The sequence below is a fragment of the Sulfuricurvum sp. genome (genome assembly GCF_041651515.1).
GTDB lineage: Bacteria > Campylobacterota > Campylobacteria > Campylobacterales > Sulfurimonadaceae > Sulfuricurvum.
The window spans coordinates 434,723-452,106 of sequence record NZ_JBAZJF010000001.1 but is presented as its reverse complement, the minus strand read 5'-3'; the positions used below and the strand labels follow the sequence as shown (position 1 = coordinate 452,106).

At 43.2% G+C, this 17,384-nt stretch carries 15 protein-coding genes; all 15 read left to right on the top strand.

Annotated features, from left to right (window positions below; genetic code table 11):
* Window positions 1–12 precede the first annotated feature (12 nt).
* The 15 genes from WC407_RS02210 (at window position 13) to WC407_RS02140 (ending at window position 17,372) form a co-directional block, all read left to right on the top strand.
* The gene (locus tag WC407_RS02210; RefSeq protein WP_373020773.1) at window positions 13–1,668 is read left to right on the top strand and encodes a 30S ribosomal protein S1; all 1,656 of its coding nucleotides are present in this window, start codon (window positions 13–15) and stop codon (window positions 1,666–1,668) included.
* Window positions 1,669–1,672: 4 nt separating this feature from the next.
* Window positions 1,673–1,945, top strand: a complete 273-nt coding sequence (locus tag WC407_RS02205; protein ID WP_373020771.1) for a hypothetical protein — start codon at window positions 1,673–1,675, stop codon at window positions 1,943–1,945.
* Window positions 1,946–2,025: 80 nt separating this feature from the next.
* Window positions 2,026–3,615 carry a phosphoglycerate dehydrogenase gene (gene serA / locus WC407_RS02200; protein WP_373020768.1) on the top strand — a complete coding sequence of 530 codons (1,590 nt, stop codon included), beginning with the start codon at window positions 2,026–2,028 and terminating at the stop codon, window positions 3,613–3,615.
* Window positions 3,616–3,739: 124 nt separating this feature from the next.
* Window positions 3,740–5,560, top strand: a complete 1,821-nt coding sequence (locus WC407_RS02195) for a KUP/HAK/KT family potassium transporter (RefSeq protein WP_373020764.1) — start codon at window positions 3,740–3,742, stop codon at window positions 5,558–5,560.
* 2 nt (window positions 5,561–5,562) lie between these two features.
* Window positions 5,563–5,982: a DUF1566 domain-containing protein gene (locus WC407_RS02190; RefSeq protein ID WP_373020762.1), complete on the top strand. Its 420-nt coding sequence runs from the start codon at window positions 5,563–5,565 to the stop codon at window positions 5,980–5,982.
* On the top strand, window positions 5,949–6,986 hold the full coding sequence (locus WC407_RS02185) for a DUF4118 domain-containing protein (RefSeq protein WP_373020760.1): 1,038 nt from the start codon (window positions 5,949–5,951) through the stop codon (window positions 6,984–6,986). Before WC407_RS02190 ends, WC407_RS02185 begins: the two co-directional genes overlap by 34 nt.
* The gene (locus WC407_RS02180; RefSeq protein WP_373020756.1) at window positions 6,983–7,666 is read left to right on the top strand and encodes a winged helix-turn-helix domain-containing protein; all 684 of its coding nucleotides are present in this window, start codon (window positions 6,983–6,985) and stop codon (window positions 7,664–7,666) included. The genes WC407_RS02185 and WC407_RS02180 overlap by 4 nt, the downstream gene beginning before the upstream one ends.
* Before the next feature lie 91 nt (window positions 7,667–7,757).
* On the top strand, window positions 7,758–9,578 hold the full coding sequence (locus WC407_RS02175; RefSeq protein WP_373020754.1) for a KUP/HAK/KT family potassium transporter: 1,821 nt from the start codon (window positions 7,758–7,760) through the stop codon (window positions 9,576–9,578).
* Window positions 9,579–9,620: 42 nt separating this feature from the next.
* Window positions 9,621–11,687 (top strand): cation:proton antiporter, encoded by a 2,067-nt coding sequence (locus WC407_RS02170; RefSeq protein ID WP_373020752.1) that lies wholly within the window; start codon window positions 9,621–9,623, stop codon window positions 11,685–11,687.
* Complete coding sequence (locus tag WC407_RS02165; protein ID WP_373020748.1) at window positions 11,684–12,364, top strand: response regulator; 681 nt, start codon at window positions 11,684–11,686, stop codon at window positions 12,362–12,364. Before WC407_RS02170 ends, WC407_RS02165 begins: the two co-directional genes overlap by 4 nt.
* Window positions 12,365–12,457: 93 nt before the next feature.
* A complete protein-coding gene (locus WC407_RS02160; RefSeq protein ID WP_373020746.1) occupies window positions 12,458–12,691 on the top strand; it encodes a hypothetical protein in 234 nt (77 codons plus the stop codon).
* A 5-nt stretch (window positions 12,692–12,696) separates the two neighbouring features.
* Window positions 12,697–12,972, top strand: coding sequence for a type II toxin-antitoxin system RelE/ParE family toxin (locus WC407_RS02155; RefSeq protein ID WP_373020745.1), 276 nt, complete (start codon window positions 12,697–12,699; stop codon window positions 12,970–12,972).
* 322 nt (window positions 12,973–13,294) lie between these two features.
* On the top strand, window positions 13,295–13,597 hold the full coding sequence (locus WC407_RS02150; RefSeq protein ID WP_373020740.1) for a hypothetical protein: 303 nt from the start codon (window positions 13,295–13,297) through the stop codon (window positions 13,595–13,597).
* Window positions 13,598–13,811: 214 nt separating this feature from the next.
* The gene (locus WC407_RS02145) at window positions 13,812–16,751 is read left to right on the top strand and encodes an HNH endonuclease (RefSeq protein ID WP_373020738.1); all 2,940 of its coding nucleotides are present in this window, start codon (window positions 13,812–13,814) and stop codon (window positions 16,749–16,751) included.
* A 33-nt stretch (window positions 16,752–16,784) separates the two neighbouring features.
* On the top strand, window positions 16,785–17,372 hold the full coding sequence (locus tag WC407_RS02140; RefSeq protein WP_373020736.1) for a hypothetical protein: 588 nt from the start codon (window positions 16,785–16,787) through the stop codon (window positions 17,370–17,372).
* Window positions 17,373–17,384: the final 12 nt, after the last annotated feature.

Here is a 17,384-nt window from a genome sequence, read left to right as displayed (position 1 = left end):
AAGGGAATAGGCATGGCTTTCGATAACGAAGCATTTGAAGAAGAAAATTTTGCTGAAATGCTGGAGGCATCTTTCAAAGAGCAAGAATCCACACGCATTACAGAGGGTGAAGTAGTAGAAATTCAAGAGAGTGACAACCGCGCGTTGGTAGGCGTCGGAGAGAAACTTGAGGGGATTATTTCACTGGATGAAATTCGTGATGCGGAGGGGAAACTCCTCTTTAATGTCGGCGATAAAATTATGGTGATGGTGATGGGACACTACAATGAGCGTCCTAAAATCTCGTACAAAAAAGTACTTGAACAAGAGAAAACTTTGGCGTTTATCAATGCGCATAAAGAAGATTTTGAATCGGTAGTCATTGAAGCGTTGGTTACGAAGAAAAATAAGGGCGGTTATTTGCTCGAAGCCGATGATGTCCATTTCTTCCTTCCACGTTCACTTGCAGCGTTTAAAGATACTGACCAAGTGGTTGGTAAAACGATCAAAGCACAAGTGGTTAAAGTGGATGCGGCTGAAGCATCCATTGTTGTCTCTCGACGTAAGCTGTTCAATGATGAGCGCAAGCGTAAAAAAGAGGTCATCGATGCGTTGATGGAAGAGGGTAAAATTATCGAAGGTACCGTTAAAAAGATCACTAGTTACGGTATGTTCGTTGATGTCGGCGGAATTGACGGTTTGGTTCATTACAATGAAATCAGCTATAAAGGGCCGGTTAACCCTTCTAAACTTTATAAAGAAGGGGATGTCGTTACAGTTAAAGCGATTGCGTACGATAAAGACAAACGTCATCTTTCCCTCTCTATTAAAGCGGTACAGCCTGATCCGTGGAGAGAAGTAGAAGAAGCGTTGGAAGAGGGTGATACTATCACCGTTACCGTAAGCAATATCGAGCCTTACGGTATTTTTGTTGATTTGGGTAACGATATTGAAGGATTCCTTCACATCTCTGAAATCACATGGGATAAAAATATCAAACATCCTAAAGATTACTTGACCGTTGGTCAAGAGATCGATGTGGAAGTTATCGAAATTAACTCTAAAACGCATAAGTTACGCGTATCGTACAAACGTCTTCAACCGAAACCGTTTGAAGAGTTCACCAAAAAATTCAAAGAGGGTGATCTTGTTAAAGGGACCGTAACCTCATTGACCGATTTCGGTGCATTTGTGAAAGTCGGTACAGTAGAGGGATTGCTTCATAACCAAGATCTTTCTTGGGATAAAAATGCAAAATGTAAAGAGACCCTCAAAGTCGGAGACGAGATTGAAGTAAAAATTGCCAAGATCAATTCCGAAGACGAAAAAATTTCCTTGAACCGCAAATCATTGGAAGAGAGCCCGATCGATCAATTTGCAGCTAAGCATAAAATGAACGAAGTTCTTACTGCTACGGTACGTGATATTAAAGATTTCGGTGTGTTCGTCTCTATTGACGGCGGTGTTGATGCACTCATTCGTAACGAAGACCTTTATCCGATGACTCCGGAAGAACTGACTATCGGTCAAACCATCGAAGCAGCCATTTTGGTTATCGATGCAAAACGTGACCGTATCCGTCTTTCCGTTAAAAAATTAGAGCGTATTAAAGATCAAGAGATGCTTGACGAGATCAATGACAACGATGCGCACAGTCTCGGTGATTTGATTAAAGATAAATTGAAATAAATCGATGCGACGATTTGCCTACTGGCTGTTTCCCCTTATAGCGGTTTCGGTAGCGGCATTCATCGTTATGTTTATGTTTCAAATGAATGCAGCCTCACCGGAATCATCGGGTGAGGCCCAAATGCAAATACAACAGCGTACAAAAACCACACCGGATGAGAGCGTTGGATGGCTTGAACGTTTCTCATTGGGAGAAGATAAAGGATACATGTATCCGGTGAATGAGCTGACCTTAAAGCTGGATACACCCAATGTTCCAGAGAGTCCTACTCATTAATCTCGCTATATGTCTCTTGTAACAAAACTAAAAACCTACCAAATTACGGCGATCGTCTCGCCGGTCATAGAGGAAAAGTAATGGAAAAATTTAAAATTGTTGTATGTGATCATATCCATGAAGAGGGATTAAACTTACTTCGTCGTGATGACAAGATCGAGATGATTTTCGCTGCTGATATGGATAAAACTGCACTTTTAGATGTTATTAAAGATGCAGATGTTGCAATTACCCGTAGCTCAACGGATGTTGATGATAAATTTATCAATGCTGTCAAAGGGAAAATGAAAGCTATCGTTCGTGCCGGTGTCGGGGTTGATAATGTCGATATTCCGGGATGTTCAAAAGAGGGGATTATCGTTATGAATGTCCCTACCGCTAATACCATTGCTGCGGTTGAACTTACCATGACGCATATGCTCTCCTGTATGCGTATGTTTCCGTATTCTCACGATCATTTGAAAAATCAACGTGTGTGGAAACGTGAAAAATGGTACGGGTATGAGCTTAAGGGTAAAAAACTCGGTGTTATCGGTTTTGGTAATATCGGAAGCCGTGTAGGTATCCGTTCTAAAGCGTTCGAGATGGATGTTATCGCGTATGACCCTTATATCCATCCGTCCAAAGCAACCGATGTGGGTGTTAAATATACTACCAATTTTGATGATATTTTAGCGTGTGACATCATTACTATTCACACTCCGAAAAATAAAGAGACCATCGGAATGATTGCTGCGGATGAAATCGCTAAGATGAAAGACGGCGTTGTTCTGATCAATTGTGCACGCGGTGGATTGTACGATGAAGATGCGCTGTATGATGGTCTTAAATCAGGAAAAATCCGTTTTGCCGGTATTGATGTATTTAACAAAGAACCTGCTATTAATAATAAACTGCTTGATTTGGACAATATCTGTGTCTCTCCACATTTGGGTGCCAATACCTTTGAATCTCAACTCGGTATTGCTCTTGAAGCAGCACAACAAGCGATAGAAGCGGCAAAAGGGATCGCATATCCTCATGCATTGAACTTGCCGATCGATGAGACGAAGATTCCTGCATTTGTGAAACCGTTTTTGGAAATGGGTCAAAAAATAGGATTTTTAGCTTCACAAATGAATAAAGCGCCAATTGTCTCAATAAAAGTAAGCGGACGAGGTGATATTGCCGAATACGTTAACTCTTTGGCAACCTTTGTAACTGTTGGCGCATTGGCTGATATTTCAGGGGATACGATTAATTACGTCAATGCTGATTTTGTCGCCAGTGAGCGCGGTATCAAGATCGAGACGGAAGAACTTCCGGCAAGTATCGTATACAAAAATCTTGTAACCGTTAAACTGACTACGGATAAAGATGTTATCGAAATTAGTGCAACGATGTTCAATGACGATGTACAGCGTATTGTCGATATCAACGGTTTCGGTGTCGATGTTGAACCAAAAGGGAATATGATCCTTTTCAAAAATACCGATGTACCGGGTGTTATCGGACAAGTGGGCACATTACTTGCCGCACATGAAGTTAATATTGCCGATTTTCGTCTCGGACGTAATAAAAGTGGCGAAGCCCTTGCCGTCATTATCGTCGATTCTGCGGTTAACGATAAAACAATCAAAGAGCTCTCAAGCCTTAACGCTTGTATTAGTGTTTCTTACGCTCGAATGTAATCTTTTTCCCTTCGGGGAACCCCTCTTTATACTTTCTTGATACTTCCACACATCATCCTGAGATCGCGCTGATAAAAATCAATTTATAATTCTTGTTATAGAAATCCTATTCTAAAGGGACGTTATGACATTACGAGAACGTATTAAAAGTGAGATGATGGTAATCAAATCACTGGGTGTTGTGTATGGAGATATCGGAACCAGCCCGATCTATACCTTTGCTGTTATTTTGCTCTTGGTACAGCCAACGAGTGAGACAATTTTTCAAATACTATCGATGGTATTTTGGACGATGCTTATGCTTGTCACCGTTCAATATGCGTGGTTGGCCACCAGCCTCTCCAAACGGGGTGAGGGGGGAACGGTGGTATTGGTTCAACTCCTCCTTCCCTATCTTAAAGGGGCGCGTATCACCGCTATTGTGGGGGCATTGGGTTTTCTCGGCATATCACTGATGATCGGGGATGGGGTTATTACCCCTGCGATCAGTATTCTGAGCTCCGTTGAGGGGATTGCATTGATCCCAGGATACGAGGAGACCCCGAAAATTATATTGCTTCTCATCGCGGCAGGAATTGCGTTTGCCCTCTTTGCCGTTCAGAAAAAAGGGGTCGAAAAAGTCGCCAGTGCATTCGGTCCGATTATGGTCGTGTGGTTTTTTGTCCTTGCTTTAGGGGGCGGCTACTATCTCCTCCAATCCCCCGAAGTGTTAAAGGCAATCTCACCGCTCTACGCGATCGATTTTATTGTTCAGCACCCCTATATCGCTTTTGTAGTGTTAGCTGATGTCCTCTTATGTGCGACGGGAGGTGAAGCATTATACGCCGATATGGGGCATCTGGGTCGTCTTCCGATCCTCAAGGGGTGGTTATTCGCCTCAATAGCGCTACTCATCTCCTATTACGGGCAAGGGGCATTTTTACTCTCCCACCCCGAAGCGGCAAAAGCGCCGTTCTTTGAACTCTATCACACGCTCGTTCCGAGCTTATACGTTCCGTTGGTATTGTTGAGCGTTATCGCGACGGTTATCGCCTCACAAGCGATGATCAGCGGTATTTTCTCCGTTCTCTATCAGGCGATGACGACCCGTATCTTCCCGCATTTCAATGTTAACTACACCTCCAACGAATTGCGCAGTCAAATCTATGTCGGTTCGATCAACTGGTTTTTGTTTATCTGTGTCGTCGCGATGCTCTTTATCTTCGGTGAATCGGGAAAATTGGCGGCGGCATACGGACTCTCGGTTGCGGGGGCGATGAGTATCACGGGGGTACTGATGAGTATGATTTTCATGTATAAACGCCAATATCTCAAAATGGCGGTTTCCATCATCGCGGGACTCACGAGCCTAGTGTTCTTTGTCTCATGTTGGCTAAAAATTCCAAATGGCGGGTATTGGTCCCTCATCATAGCCTCGGTTCCACTCTTTATCGTGATCCTCTATACCCAAGGGCAAAAACGGCTATACGCCTCATTCGTACCGATTGATAAGGATCTTTTTTTAGCAGAATACCTTAAACGCTATGCGCAGGGGTTCCATGTGGAGGGTACGGCTCTCTTTTTTGCCCGTCATGCCGATGCGATTCCTGCTTATATCTCTAAAACAATGTTTCAAAACGGGATCATGTATGAGCGTAATATCATCGTAACAGTGCACCCCTCTTATGAGCCACACGGGATTATCAGTGAACTTTCACCCATTGGTGAGGGGCTTGATTTATTGAGTATCCGGCCGGGGTACATGGAGACGTTGAACGTTGAAGCCCTTTTACGTGAAAAAAATATCGATGAGCGAACGATTTTTTACGGTGATGAGGAGATAGTATCTGAAAGCTTACTATGGAAAATCTTTGCCTTTATCAAAGATGTCTCCCCAAATTTTGTCAGCTTCTACCATTTCCCGCATGAGAAATTGATCGGAGTTGCCCGCAGAGCGGAGATTTAACGATGAAAATATTGGCTTGTATTCTTTTGGGTATGTCACTTTTTGGATCGGATTTTCTCCCTGAGCGGCAAATGCAAACGGTCTCTCAAACGCCAGAGTCGTTGATGTGGCAGGACGATGAGCAGGTTTCGGAGCAAAAAATGAGTTATAAAAGTGCCATGAGTTATTGCGAATCGCTCGGACTAGGGGATATGACCGACTGGCGTATGCCGACTCGATCGGAGTTAATGCGGATTGTTGATACACAGCGTACACCGACAATCTTCCCTGTTTTTGCCCATACGGCAACGGAGTGTTATTGGACCATGTCGAAAGATCAAAATAACCGTGTAAGCTTTATCGATTTTGCAACAGGTAAAGCGATGAATGTCATTGGGATAAATCATTCATGCTTGATTCGATGTGTCCGCAAGACGAAATAGAATATAATTCAGCTATGTACCCGATAATACCCCCATTTTTGCTCCTGATAGCTCTATCCCTGATCTCCAAACTCTTTAGCGAGGAGCTCCAACTGGTCAATATCGGGATGATCCACCTAATCCCCATCCTTTATGCCGCAATGCGGCTAGGGCGTAGAGATACATTGATCATTTCATTGGCTTCTGTACTCTCATTTGATTTCTTTTTTATCCCGCCGACATTAACATTTACGGTACATGATGTCCGTTATATTTTCAGCTTTGCAATTATGATCGTGGTAGGACAAATTGTTTCATGGTTGAGTGCACGGGCTGCTATTGCCAAAGAGCTGGAGACGTCTGAGCGGCTTCAAGAGACCCTTTTAGGGTCACTATCGCATGAGCTCCGTACACCCCTTGCCGCCATTATGGGTGCATCGTCTGGTTTGCTTACCGAAGAACTCGATCTTAATCCTGAGCAGAAAAAAGAGCTTTATTGGACAATTGATAATGGTGCCCATCGGATGCGACGTTTGATTGATAATCTTCTCGATACCGCCCGTATCCAAAGCGGTATGTTAAAGCTCAAGATGCAAGAGTGCTATATTCCCGATCTATTGGGAAGTGCTCTTTCCAAAACCGAGAATGTTTTTCCGGCGACTTTGATGATAGAGGAGGGGCTGTCCTCGATCCAAGGGGATGCTGTTTTGATCGAACAGGCGCTTTTTAACCTGTTGGAAAACGCATTTAAATACGGTGATGCTGTAAACGTTGCGGTAGAACACGACCCTAATGGGATAATGGTCCGTATATGCAATACGGGTTCTATTCCACCGGAACATGAAGCTTCTATGGCATGGAAAGCATTTTCGAGATTGAGTAACGTACGTGGTGAAGAGGGGATTGGATTGGGGCTGTATGTGGCTTATCGAATCGCCAAAATGCACGGTGGAAGTGTTGAGACAATGAGTGATGGGATAGTATTTTGTGCGACGATGCGACTTTTGCATAGAGGTGAGGGATGAAAGAGACAATTTTGGTAGTAGATGATGACAGTGCAATCCGCAAACTTCTTGAAGTGGCACTGGGTGCAGCAGGATATCATCCCGTCTGTATCGCTACAGGCAAAGAGGGGCTCAATCGTGCAGCAATCGATGCTCCGGCATTGGTACTGCTTGATTTAGGATTACCCGATATGGATGGTAAAGAGTTTTTGAGTCGCTTTCGTGAATGGAGCCAATCGCCCGTGATTGTCCTCTCCGCCCGTTCAGGTGAAAGTGAGAAAATAGCGGCATTGGAGGGGGGGTGCGATGATTATTTAACCAAACCGTTCGGTACCGGAGAACTTCTTGCCCGTATCAAAGCAGCGCTTCGCCGTCGTGGCAACAGTATGGACGATTCTTCTGCCGGTTTACTGAGTGATAATCTCTCATTGGATATTACTTCCCATACGGTGATGCTTGATAAGGAAGAGCTAAAACTGACACCTAAAGAGTTTGAACTCCTCAAGATTTTGATGCAAAACAGTGGTAAAGTCCTCACCCACGCATGGCTGCTTAAAGCGATATGGGGGGTAGGATATCAAAATGAGACACACTATCTACGGGTTTTTATTAATCAACTCCGCCAAAAGATCGAAACCGATTCTGCCCGTCCAAAGCGGATTATTACCGAGACTGGGATCGGATATCGGTTTGTGAAGTAAGGTTTTCTGATGCTTCCTTTATCATTTCTTAATACAAAGCTTATGAAAATCACCATATAATAAAAAACGGCTTCTATTTGCAAGGAAATCAATGACTTTAAAAGAACGCATTAAAAATGAAATGATGGTGATTAAATCACTCGGGGTCGTGTATGGTGATATTGGAACCAGCCCCATCTATACTTTTGCGGTTATATTACTCCTCGTACAACCGACAAAAGAGAGCGTATTTCAAATTCTATCCATGATTGTATGGACATTGACAATGCTTGTTACGGTACAGTATGCGTGGCTGGCAACCAGTCTTTCCAAAAGAGGAGAGGGGGGGACGGTAGTGCTCGTACAAATTTTACTCCCCTATCTCAAAGGAGCCCGTTTAGCCGCACTTGTCACTGTATTGGGATTCCTCGGTATATCGCTGATGATCGGAGATGGGGTTATCACTCCTGCTATCAGTATCCTGAGTGCCGTTGAGGGGATTATGTTAATTCCGGGATATGAAAGTACCCCGAAACTGGTATTGCTCATTATTGCCACTGGGATCGCATTTGCACTTTTTGCCGTTCAGAAGAAGGGGGTTGAAAAAGTCGCCAGTGCATTTGGTCCGATTATGGTGGTATGGTTTTTTGCTTTGGGGATTGTCGGCGGGTACTTTATCTTCCAAAATCCTGAAGTGCTCTATGCTCTTTCACCGTTTTATGCGGTGCAATTTATTATCCAACACCCGTTTATTGCTTTTGTTGTTTTGGCTGACGTTTTGTTGTGCGCAACGGGAGGGGAAGCCTTATATGCCGATATGGGGCATCTCGGACGGCTTCCCATCCTGAAGGGGTGGCTTTTTGCTTCAGCGGCATTGATATTATGTTATTACGGACAGGGTGCATTCTTGCTTTCTCATCCTGATAGTGTAAAAAGTCCGTTTTTTGAGATGTTCCACGCTTTTGCACCGACACTCTATATTCCATTAGTAATATTGGCTATTTTTGCAACGGTTATTGCCTCACAAGCAATGATTAGCGGTGTTTTTTCGGTGCTGTATCAGGCAATGACGACTCGTATTTTCCCCCATTTCAACGTTGATTACACCTCCGATGAACTTCGCAGCCAAATCTATGTCGGATCAATCAACTGGTTTTTATTCTTTTGTGTCGTTTTAATCCTTTTTGATTTTGGAGAATCGGCTAAACTCGCCGCAGCGTACGGTCTTTCTGTCGCGGGAGCAATGAGTATTACGGGTATTTTAATGAGCATGATTTTTATGGTTAAACGAGAATATTTGAAAATGAGTGTTGCAATGTTTACCGGTTTAATGAGTTTTGCTTTCTTTGTTTCCAGTTGGATGAAGATCCCTCATGGGGGCTATTGGTCATTGATTATTGCCTCTGTTCCTCTTTTTATCATTGTTCTTTATACCCAAGGGCAAAAGCGTCTTTACGCCTCTTTGGTTCCCGTGGATAAAGATGTTTTTTTAGAGGAGTATTCCAAACGCTATCGATCGGGAGATCACGTAGCCGGAACTGCCCTTTTCTTTGCCCGTAATACCGATGCTATCCCTGCGTACATTGCTAAAACGATGTTTCAAAACGGTATTATTTACGATTATAATCTTATCGTTATTATTAAAACGTCGCATGACCCTCATGGGATATCCAGTGAACTTTCTCCCTTGGGTGAAGCGCTGGATTTGTTGATTATACGTCCGGGATATATGGAAAAACTCAATGTTGAAAAGTTATTGCGTGAACGAAATATCAACGAACGCTCAATTTTTTACGGAGATGAAGAGATTGTTTCAGACAGTTTTATATGGAAAATATTTGCTATGATTAAAGATCTGTCACCGAATTTTGTGAGCTTTTATAATTTCCCGCATGAAAAACTGATTGGGGTCGCACGTCGGGCGAAGATTTAAAGCTTGATACTTTCCTGACACGATCTGCGCTACACTTTCCGCATGAAAAAGACACTTTTAATTTATGTGGCGTTAATCCTTTTCTTCGGGATCGCCATTGCGGGAATTCTCCATTACGGAACGCTTTTAGAGAGCCATCTATTCTCTGAAATCATCGCCCCTGCGGCTTCGTCGCTACCTACAACGATTGGTGATACGTTTCTCAAACAGCTTCATCATCCACTCCCTCTGTTGCTGATTCAGTTTATTGTTATCATGGTGGTTACACGGCTGTTTGGCTATCTGGTCTCCTTTGTTGCTCAACCCACCGTTGTGGGTGAGATTATTGCGGGAATTATCCTCGGTCCCTCACTCATGGGAGCATTGTTTCCCGATATGTTTATCGCTCTTTTTCCCAAAGATTCACTCGGCAACCTCCATCTCATCAGCCAACTGGGATTGATCTTTTTTATGTTTGTCGTGGGGATGGAGCTGGATTTCGATAAAATCAAAAAACAATCGAGTGCTTCGGTATTTATCAGCCATGTCAGCATCATCTTCCCTTTTTTCTTGGGGGTGGCATTGGCCTACTGGCTCTATCCGATCTTCGCACCCAAAAACATCTCGTTTATCCCTTTTGCCCTGTTTATCGGTATAGCAATGAGTATCACCGCATTTCCCGTACTGGCGCGGATTATCAAAGAAAAAAATCTCAGTGATACGAATTATGGGTCGATGGCAATCACCTGTGCCGCTGCCGATGACATTACGGCATGGTATATCTTGGCTTTGATTATCGCCATTTCCGTTTCAGGATCACTCAGCTCCTCTTTCGTGTTATTGCTCCTCATCGCCTTGTATGTCGTTATTATGTTTTACGTCATTCGCCCCCTTTTCGCCAGAATCGGACATGCTCAGAGTGAACGGCTCAGTATGAACGGGATGTCGTTTATCATCGTCTTGCTACTCCTCTCCTCTCTCGCTACCGAAGCGATAGGAGTTCATGCGCTGTTTGGTGCGTTTATGGCGGGGGCGATGATGCCCTCATCGACCGTATCGAGACTTAAAGAGCTCATTGCGCCGCGCTTGGAATACGTCAGTCTATTAGTATTACTGCCCCTCTTTTTCGCCCTAACAGGATTACGCAGTGAAATCGGCTTGCTCAACAGTGTAGATGCGTGGCTGATCTGCGGCGGAATCATCGTTCTTGCGGTGTTTGGTAAACTCTTCGGAAGCGCACTTGCCTCCAGATACATGGGATTTAGCTGGCGCGATTCGTTTGCTCTGGGGACACTCATGAACACACGGGGGCTGATGGAGTTGGTCGTTCTGAATATCGGGTATGAGATGGGGATACTTTCGACTGAATTATTCACCATGTTTGTCGTCATGGCACTGGCAACAACCATTATGACCGGACCGTTTCTAAATCTCATCACCCGTGGATTCAAAGAGAATAAAGTCGTCGAAACGATGCAAAAAAGTATAATCGATCTCCTCTCTCACGAACTGCGTACACCGCTGACTTTGATACGAGGAGCTGCCAGCAATTTATCCAATCCCCAATTCGCACTTGAAGATAAGGATAAAGAGGAGATGGTGCAGACCATTGTAGAGGGGTCACGCCGTATGGAAAAAGTGATCGATAATTTACTGGTTAACGCGCGATTTCGTGAGGGAAAAACACCTCTGAACCGGACAATGGTGCGATTGGAAGAGGTGGTTTCATCGGCTTTGGCGGTAGCTGAAAATGACTGGAATCGACAGGCTAAACTCTCCTTTTCACCTGATATCCCACCCCTGTCTGCTGATATTGCCTTGCTTCAGTTAGCGATCGGTAATCTTTTGGATAATGCGTTTAAATACGGGGATGAGGTGAGTGTTGAGATGAGCAGTGCGTTTAATGAAATCAACTTGGTTATTTGCAATAACGGTGATCTCCCCACCGCTGATATGATAGTAAACCTTGGAAATACACCCGGTAGGCTTGATAATGCGCTGGGAAAACCGGGTTCAGGGATCGGCTTGCGTCTTTCGCAAAATATCATTGAGGTTCATGGCGGAAAATTAACGATAGATATGGAAAACGATCATTTCTGCGTTCGAGTAAGCCTTCGGAGTGAGTCGTGATTTCTAAAATTTTAATCGTTGATGATGATCCATCCATACGACGGTTGCTGGCTATGACCATTGCATTCGCAGGATTTATGACGGAGATGGCATCAACGGCAAAAGAGGGGTTAAAAAAAGGAATCGATGATCATTTTGATTTGATTTTACTCGATTTAGGATTGCCCGACATGAGCGGGGTTAAATTTTTAGAGCGTTATCGCGAGAATAAACAAACCCCTGTCATTGTCGTTTCCGCAATCCACGATGAAGCGGATAAAATTGCTGCGCTCAATGCGGGGGCAGATGATTATGTTACCAAACCGTTTAATGCAGACGAACTGATTGCCCGTATAAAAGCAAATCTGCGTCGTGTCCCTCCTGCTCAGGAAGTTTCACCACTTTTAGTTGTTGGCACAATGCGTATGGATGTTACGAACCGAATCGTAACGATAGCGGATGAACTCATCAAGTTGACCCCGAAAGAGTTTAAACTTCTCCGCATATTTATGGAGAATCAGGGAAAAGCATTGACTCATTCATGGCTGCTTAAAGCAATTTGGGGAGTTGGGTATCAACATGAGACGCACTATTTACGCGTTTTTATCAATCAACTCCGCCAAAAGATCGAAACCGATTCTGCCCGTCCGAAATGGATCATCACCGAAACGGGTATCGGGTATCGGTTTGTTGGGTAAGATTCATATTATTCTACTCGAGCATGATGTGTGGATCATCAATTTATAGAGTTGTGCTATACTTTTTACACCAATAATTTATGAGGTCGCACCATGACTACGACATTCAGACTCAACACAGATGAGATGACCCCCGCTTTCTTCGATTCTTTGAAACTCCTCTTTCAGGGAAAAGAGATTGAAATAATCGCCCGATCAATAGATCCGGAGTTTGAACGTGAAAAAGAAGAGTACACGCAAGCTCTTCGTGAAGTCGAAATGGGAAATAGCTATCCAATAAACGAAAGTTTTTGGGAGAAAATGCACGCATCCATCGAAGCTGTCTAACAACGATGCAGCTGAAAAGAAGCGAAAAGTTCGCCGAGGATTTGGAAAAAATCCTCATCTATATTGCCAAAGACTCTAAACCCTCAGCACACCGATTTGTTAATGAACTTTACGAAACGCTTTACAGCATTGAACCCTATCTTTACAAATACCGTAAATCCATCTATTTTGACGACGAAACGATCCGAGATTGTATTTTCAAGGGGTATGTGATCCCTTATAAAATTTCCGATACTAAAATTGTTTTATTGGGGATGACAAAATACCGTAGAGGGTTGTAGAGTTAATACTCTTCCGTCATACCCTATAGGGGACGAGTACCTCTACGAGGTTCCCGCAAAGGTGGGAATCCAGTTATCTTTTGAATATATTTTTAGCATCTTCAATGATTGAAAATATGATACACGTGATACTAAATGAGAAAAATCGGAAATTCCGAATTTTCTATCAAACCTACTAATTTTTTCTCGCTTACATTTTCAAAGTTGGCGTGTATAGCGTCAGTCTGCATTCCACCTCAGGAGAGGTGGAACGAGAGAAAATATTTTTTATATCTTAATATGTGCAATTATCCAAAGATAATGCAATAAATCTTGTTTTATAATGGAATTGATGATAAAAAAATATGAAATCAATATTTATGATATAGATAAGTTTTTAACTCTCGTAAATAAAGAGGTTCAAAAATATATTGAAGACTATCATTTTGCATACCAAGCAGTCGAATATATTGATCCACTCAAACCAAGCAAAGAGCCTGATGTTTTTTTCTCCAAACATTTTAAGTTTACATATCAAAATGAATTTCGCTTAATTTGGGTACCAGAAAATCCATCAATGGATATTGAACCATTTTTTATTGAGATTGGAAATATGGATGAATATGCTAAATTGGTTGTTTTATAAAATCAAATAGTGGAGTAATAGATAGATATGTAAATATATTGAAAAATAAATAAGCAAAAAATAAATTGAACACCATAAAAACAAAATAGCGAATATAGTCTCTTTTTAGCCCCTCTAAGTTATAATAAAACCATAATATTTAATGATGAATTTACCTGCAAGGGTAGCACAATGTCCGATTAGGTCGGGAATGACGAAATGCTGTGGAGATGCGATGAATACGGAAGAACTAGGAGCAATACTAAACGATAAAAAGAAGCTCCTCTCCGAAATCTATTTCGAACTCCAACTAGCATGTGAAGAAAAATACGGACCTGATACCATTGTTATCATCGAAGTAGGGTCATTTTTCGAGATTTATGAGGTCAATAATGCTGAATGCAAGGTTGGCCGAGCGAAAGAGGTCGCCGAGTTCCTCAATATCCAGCTTACCCGTAAAAATAAAACTATTTTAGAGAACTCCATCCAAAACCCTCTCCTCGCAGGGGTTCCGACCGTCTCCATCGAACGGTATCTCAGCCGTCTCGTGCAGTCGAAAAAATACACCATTGTCCTCGTCCGTCAGCAGGGGGAAGTTCCTCATATCCGCCGTTATATCTCCAACATCATCTCTCCGGGGACAAATTTCGATTATATTGCCGAAGCAAGTGAGAACTATATCGCTTCACTTTTGATCGATCAAAACAATGGGGTTTACTCGGTCGGTTACTCCGCTATCGATGTCGGGACGGGAAAAACCCTGATCAATGAAATCCACGGAACCCGTGAAGACAAAACGTATGCTCTGGATGAAGTGTTTACCCTCTTGCAAAGCTATCAAACTTCTGAGGTTGTAGTGACGTTTTGTGCCGGAGATATTGATCGTGAGGAAGTGAGCCGCTATCTGGAGATCAAAAATCATCACCGTACCTCGATGAATGAAAAGCGGCTGCGGATCGATTACCAAAACGAGCTTTTTGAGCGGATTTATCAGATACGCTCACTTCTCAGCCCGATCGAGTATCTCGATTTGGAACGCTACCCCTACGCCTCCGAATCGCTCTGTATTCTGATCAACGTTATTATCGATCACGATGCCCTAATTATCGAAAAGATGAACCGTCCTACGTTTTTGGGGACTTCTCGCTATATGTATCTGGGGAACAATGCGGCAGAACAGTTGGGGATTATTTCGCGTGATCATGATGAGATGACGCTGCTCAAACTCATCGACAAAACCTCTACGGCGATGGGGAAACGGTTGTTGCGTGAGCGGCTGCTCAATCCGATCTGTGATGTGAAACTCCTCGAAGAGCGGTACGATTTGATCGATAAGATGAGTGATCATATCGCGCCGTTTGAGACGAAACTCAAAGAGGTATACGATCTTGAACGGATACTTCGCCGTTTGAAACTCGGAAAGCTCCACCCGTTTGAGCTTGCCTATTTTTACGCGTCGCTGAGTGCAGCGGAGAGTCTATTTGCGGATGCTGCACGTTTGGGCGTTGTTTATGATAAGTCGAGCGCACAAGAATGCGCCCATTGCGCCTCGGAGCTACGACGGATATTTAATATTGAAGCGTGTGCTAAATTTAGACGCGATCAAGTGGATGAGAATCTCTTTAACGAGGGGATCGACCCCTCTATCGATGCGCTGGAACAGCTCCAAAGCAACAACGTCTCAAAATTGGATACGATAATAGAACATATCGACACCTTTTTCGAGTCGGGCGGTTCGTACGCGCAGGTTGGATGGCTGGAGAGTGAAGGATATCATCTGTTGATGACCCGTAATCGCTATGTAAGCGTTGAAGAAGCATTACATAACAGCTTTTTCACACTGGAGGGTCAGCACTATTTTTTCCGCGATTTCCAGATTCGTAAACTCAAAACCAGTGTCAAACTCTCCTCAACACTGTTGGATGAACTCTCCATTGAAAATGCCGGAGCTAAATCACGGATGATCGCTCAGGTCAAAGAGCGCTACCGTGAACATCTTGAAGAGATTGAGCGGCGCTTTTCCCATGCGATAGAGCATCTGATCTCATTTCTTGCGGTTGTGGATGTCAGTTTGAGCGGTGCAAAATGTGCAAAACAATATCGTTATATCCGTCCTAGCATTGTCCCCTCATCTAAAGCATTTATCGAAACGGTGGGGCTTCGTCATCCTCTCATCGAATCACGTGAAGAGAACGGTATTTTTATTCCGAATGATCTCTTTTTGGGAGCGGCAGAATACCATACCTATGAGGAGCATTCGACATTAGAAAACGGTGAGGATGTTAAAGGGGTATTGTTATACGGCATCAATTCCAGCGGTAAATCATCTCTTATGAAGAGTATCGGGCTCTCGGTCGTGATGGCGCAGGGGGGATTTTTCGTCCCGTGCGCGATGATGCGTTTTTCTCCGGTCGATAAGCTCCTCACCCGTATCGTCTCTAAAGACAATCTCTACAAAGGGCTTTCAACGTTTGCGGTGGAGATGCTGGAACTGCGCAATATCTTCAACCGTGCGACGGAAAACACTCTCATTCTCGGAGATGAGATCAGCCACGGGACCGAGACCGAATCGGCACTTGCTATCGTGGCAAGTGCTATCCTTAAGCTTCGAGAGATTGGTAGTATGTTTATCTTTGCAACCCACCTGCATCAACTCTCTTCACTGGAAGAGATCAAGAAAGCGCGTGAGATTGTTTTGCTTCATTTAGGAGTTTACTACGATGAAGCGAGTGATAAACTGGTGTATGACCGTAAGCTCAAAAGCGGGAGCGGCTCAACCCTCTACGGACTGGAGTTTGCCAAATCGCTTCATATGGATGAGACCTTTTTGAAAAAAGCGTACGAGATTCGGGGACGGATTACCGACAAAACCCACGAAGCCTCGATGCTCAAACGTGAGAAAAAGAGTCGCTATAACAACAAGCTCTTTCTTACGAAATGCGCGTTGTGCGATGAAGCGGTAGATGAGGTGCATCACATCGTCCCTCAGGCGAATGCCGATGATGGCGGTTCCATCGGACATTATGGGATGAATCATCGATATAATTTAATACCTCTGTGTTCAAAGCACCACCGCCTCGTCCATGATGGGAAGATTGCCATCCACGGATTTGTGATGAGCGAAGAGGGCTTACAGCTCAGATATACCGAAAATACTTTTTTTACTAAAAAATAGATACAATTTACCTTATTCATTAAAAGGGTTGATATGAAAAAAAGTTATACTAGTAATGTTTTGTCTAGTAAATTTATGAGTTTAGTATGTGTTGCGGCGTTCTTAAGTCCTGTCGCAGGTTATTGCAGTGCTGATAAATTTATAGATAGTGGTGACTATAAAGCAAAAGATTTTAAACAATGTATTATCTCAGACTACAGTGATATGGTTGAGGGTGATGATATCAAATGGGAGTGGGCAGCAGCAGATACCAAACTTGCCGATTTTAAATTGAATTTACGTAAAGTAGAAAATAAATCGGAAAAAGAGAAAAAATCGGTAACAGATATGGTCAAATCAACTTTTCAAAAAGTTTTAAAAGATACTAAAACAGGTAAAGGTCAACCACTCAATATTGATGTATGTATCTATGAGACCCAAGAATTTAGTCCGGGCAAAGCATGGATTCCGTTTGTAGGTGGTCACGAGGCACAAGCAGGAATTGGAGTTGAGATGGTTTTAAGTGATAAAAATAGTAAAGCTATTGCAAAATTTAGACATTTTGCTCGTGAAGGTGCTAGAGTAGAAGATGCTGCCAATGAAGCAGCTGAAGATTTATTTAAATATATTTCTAATCATTAAAGTAAAACTGTT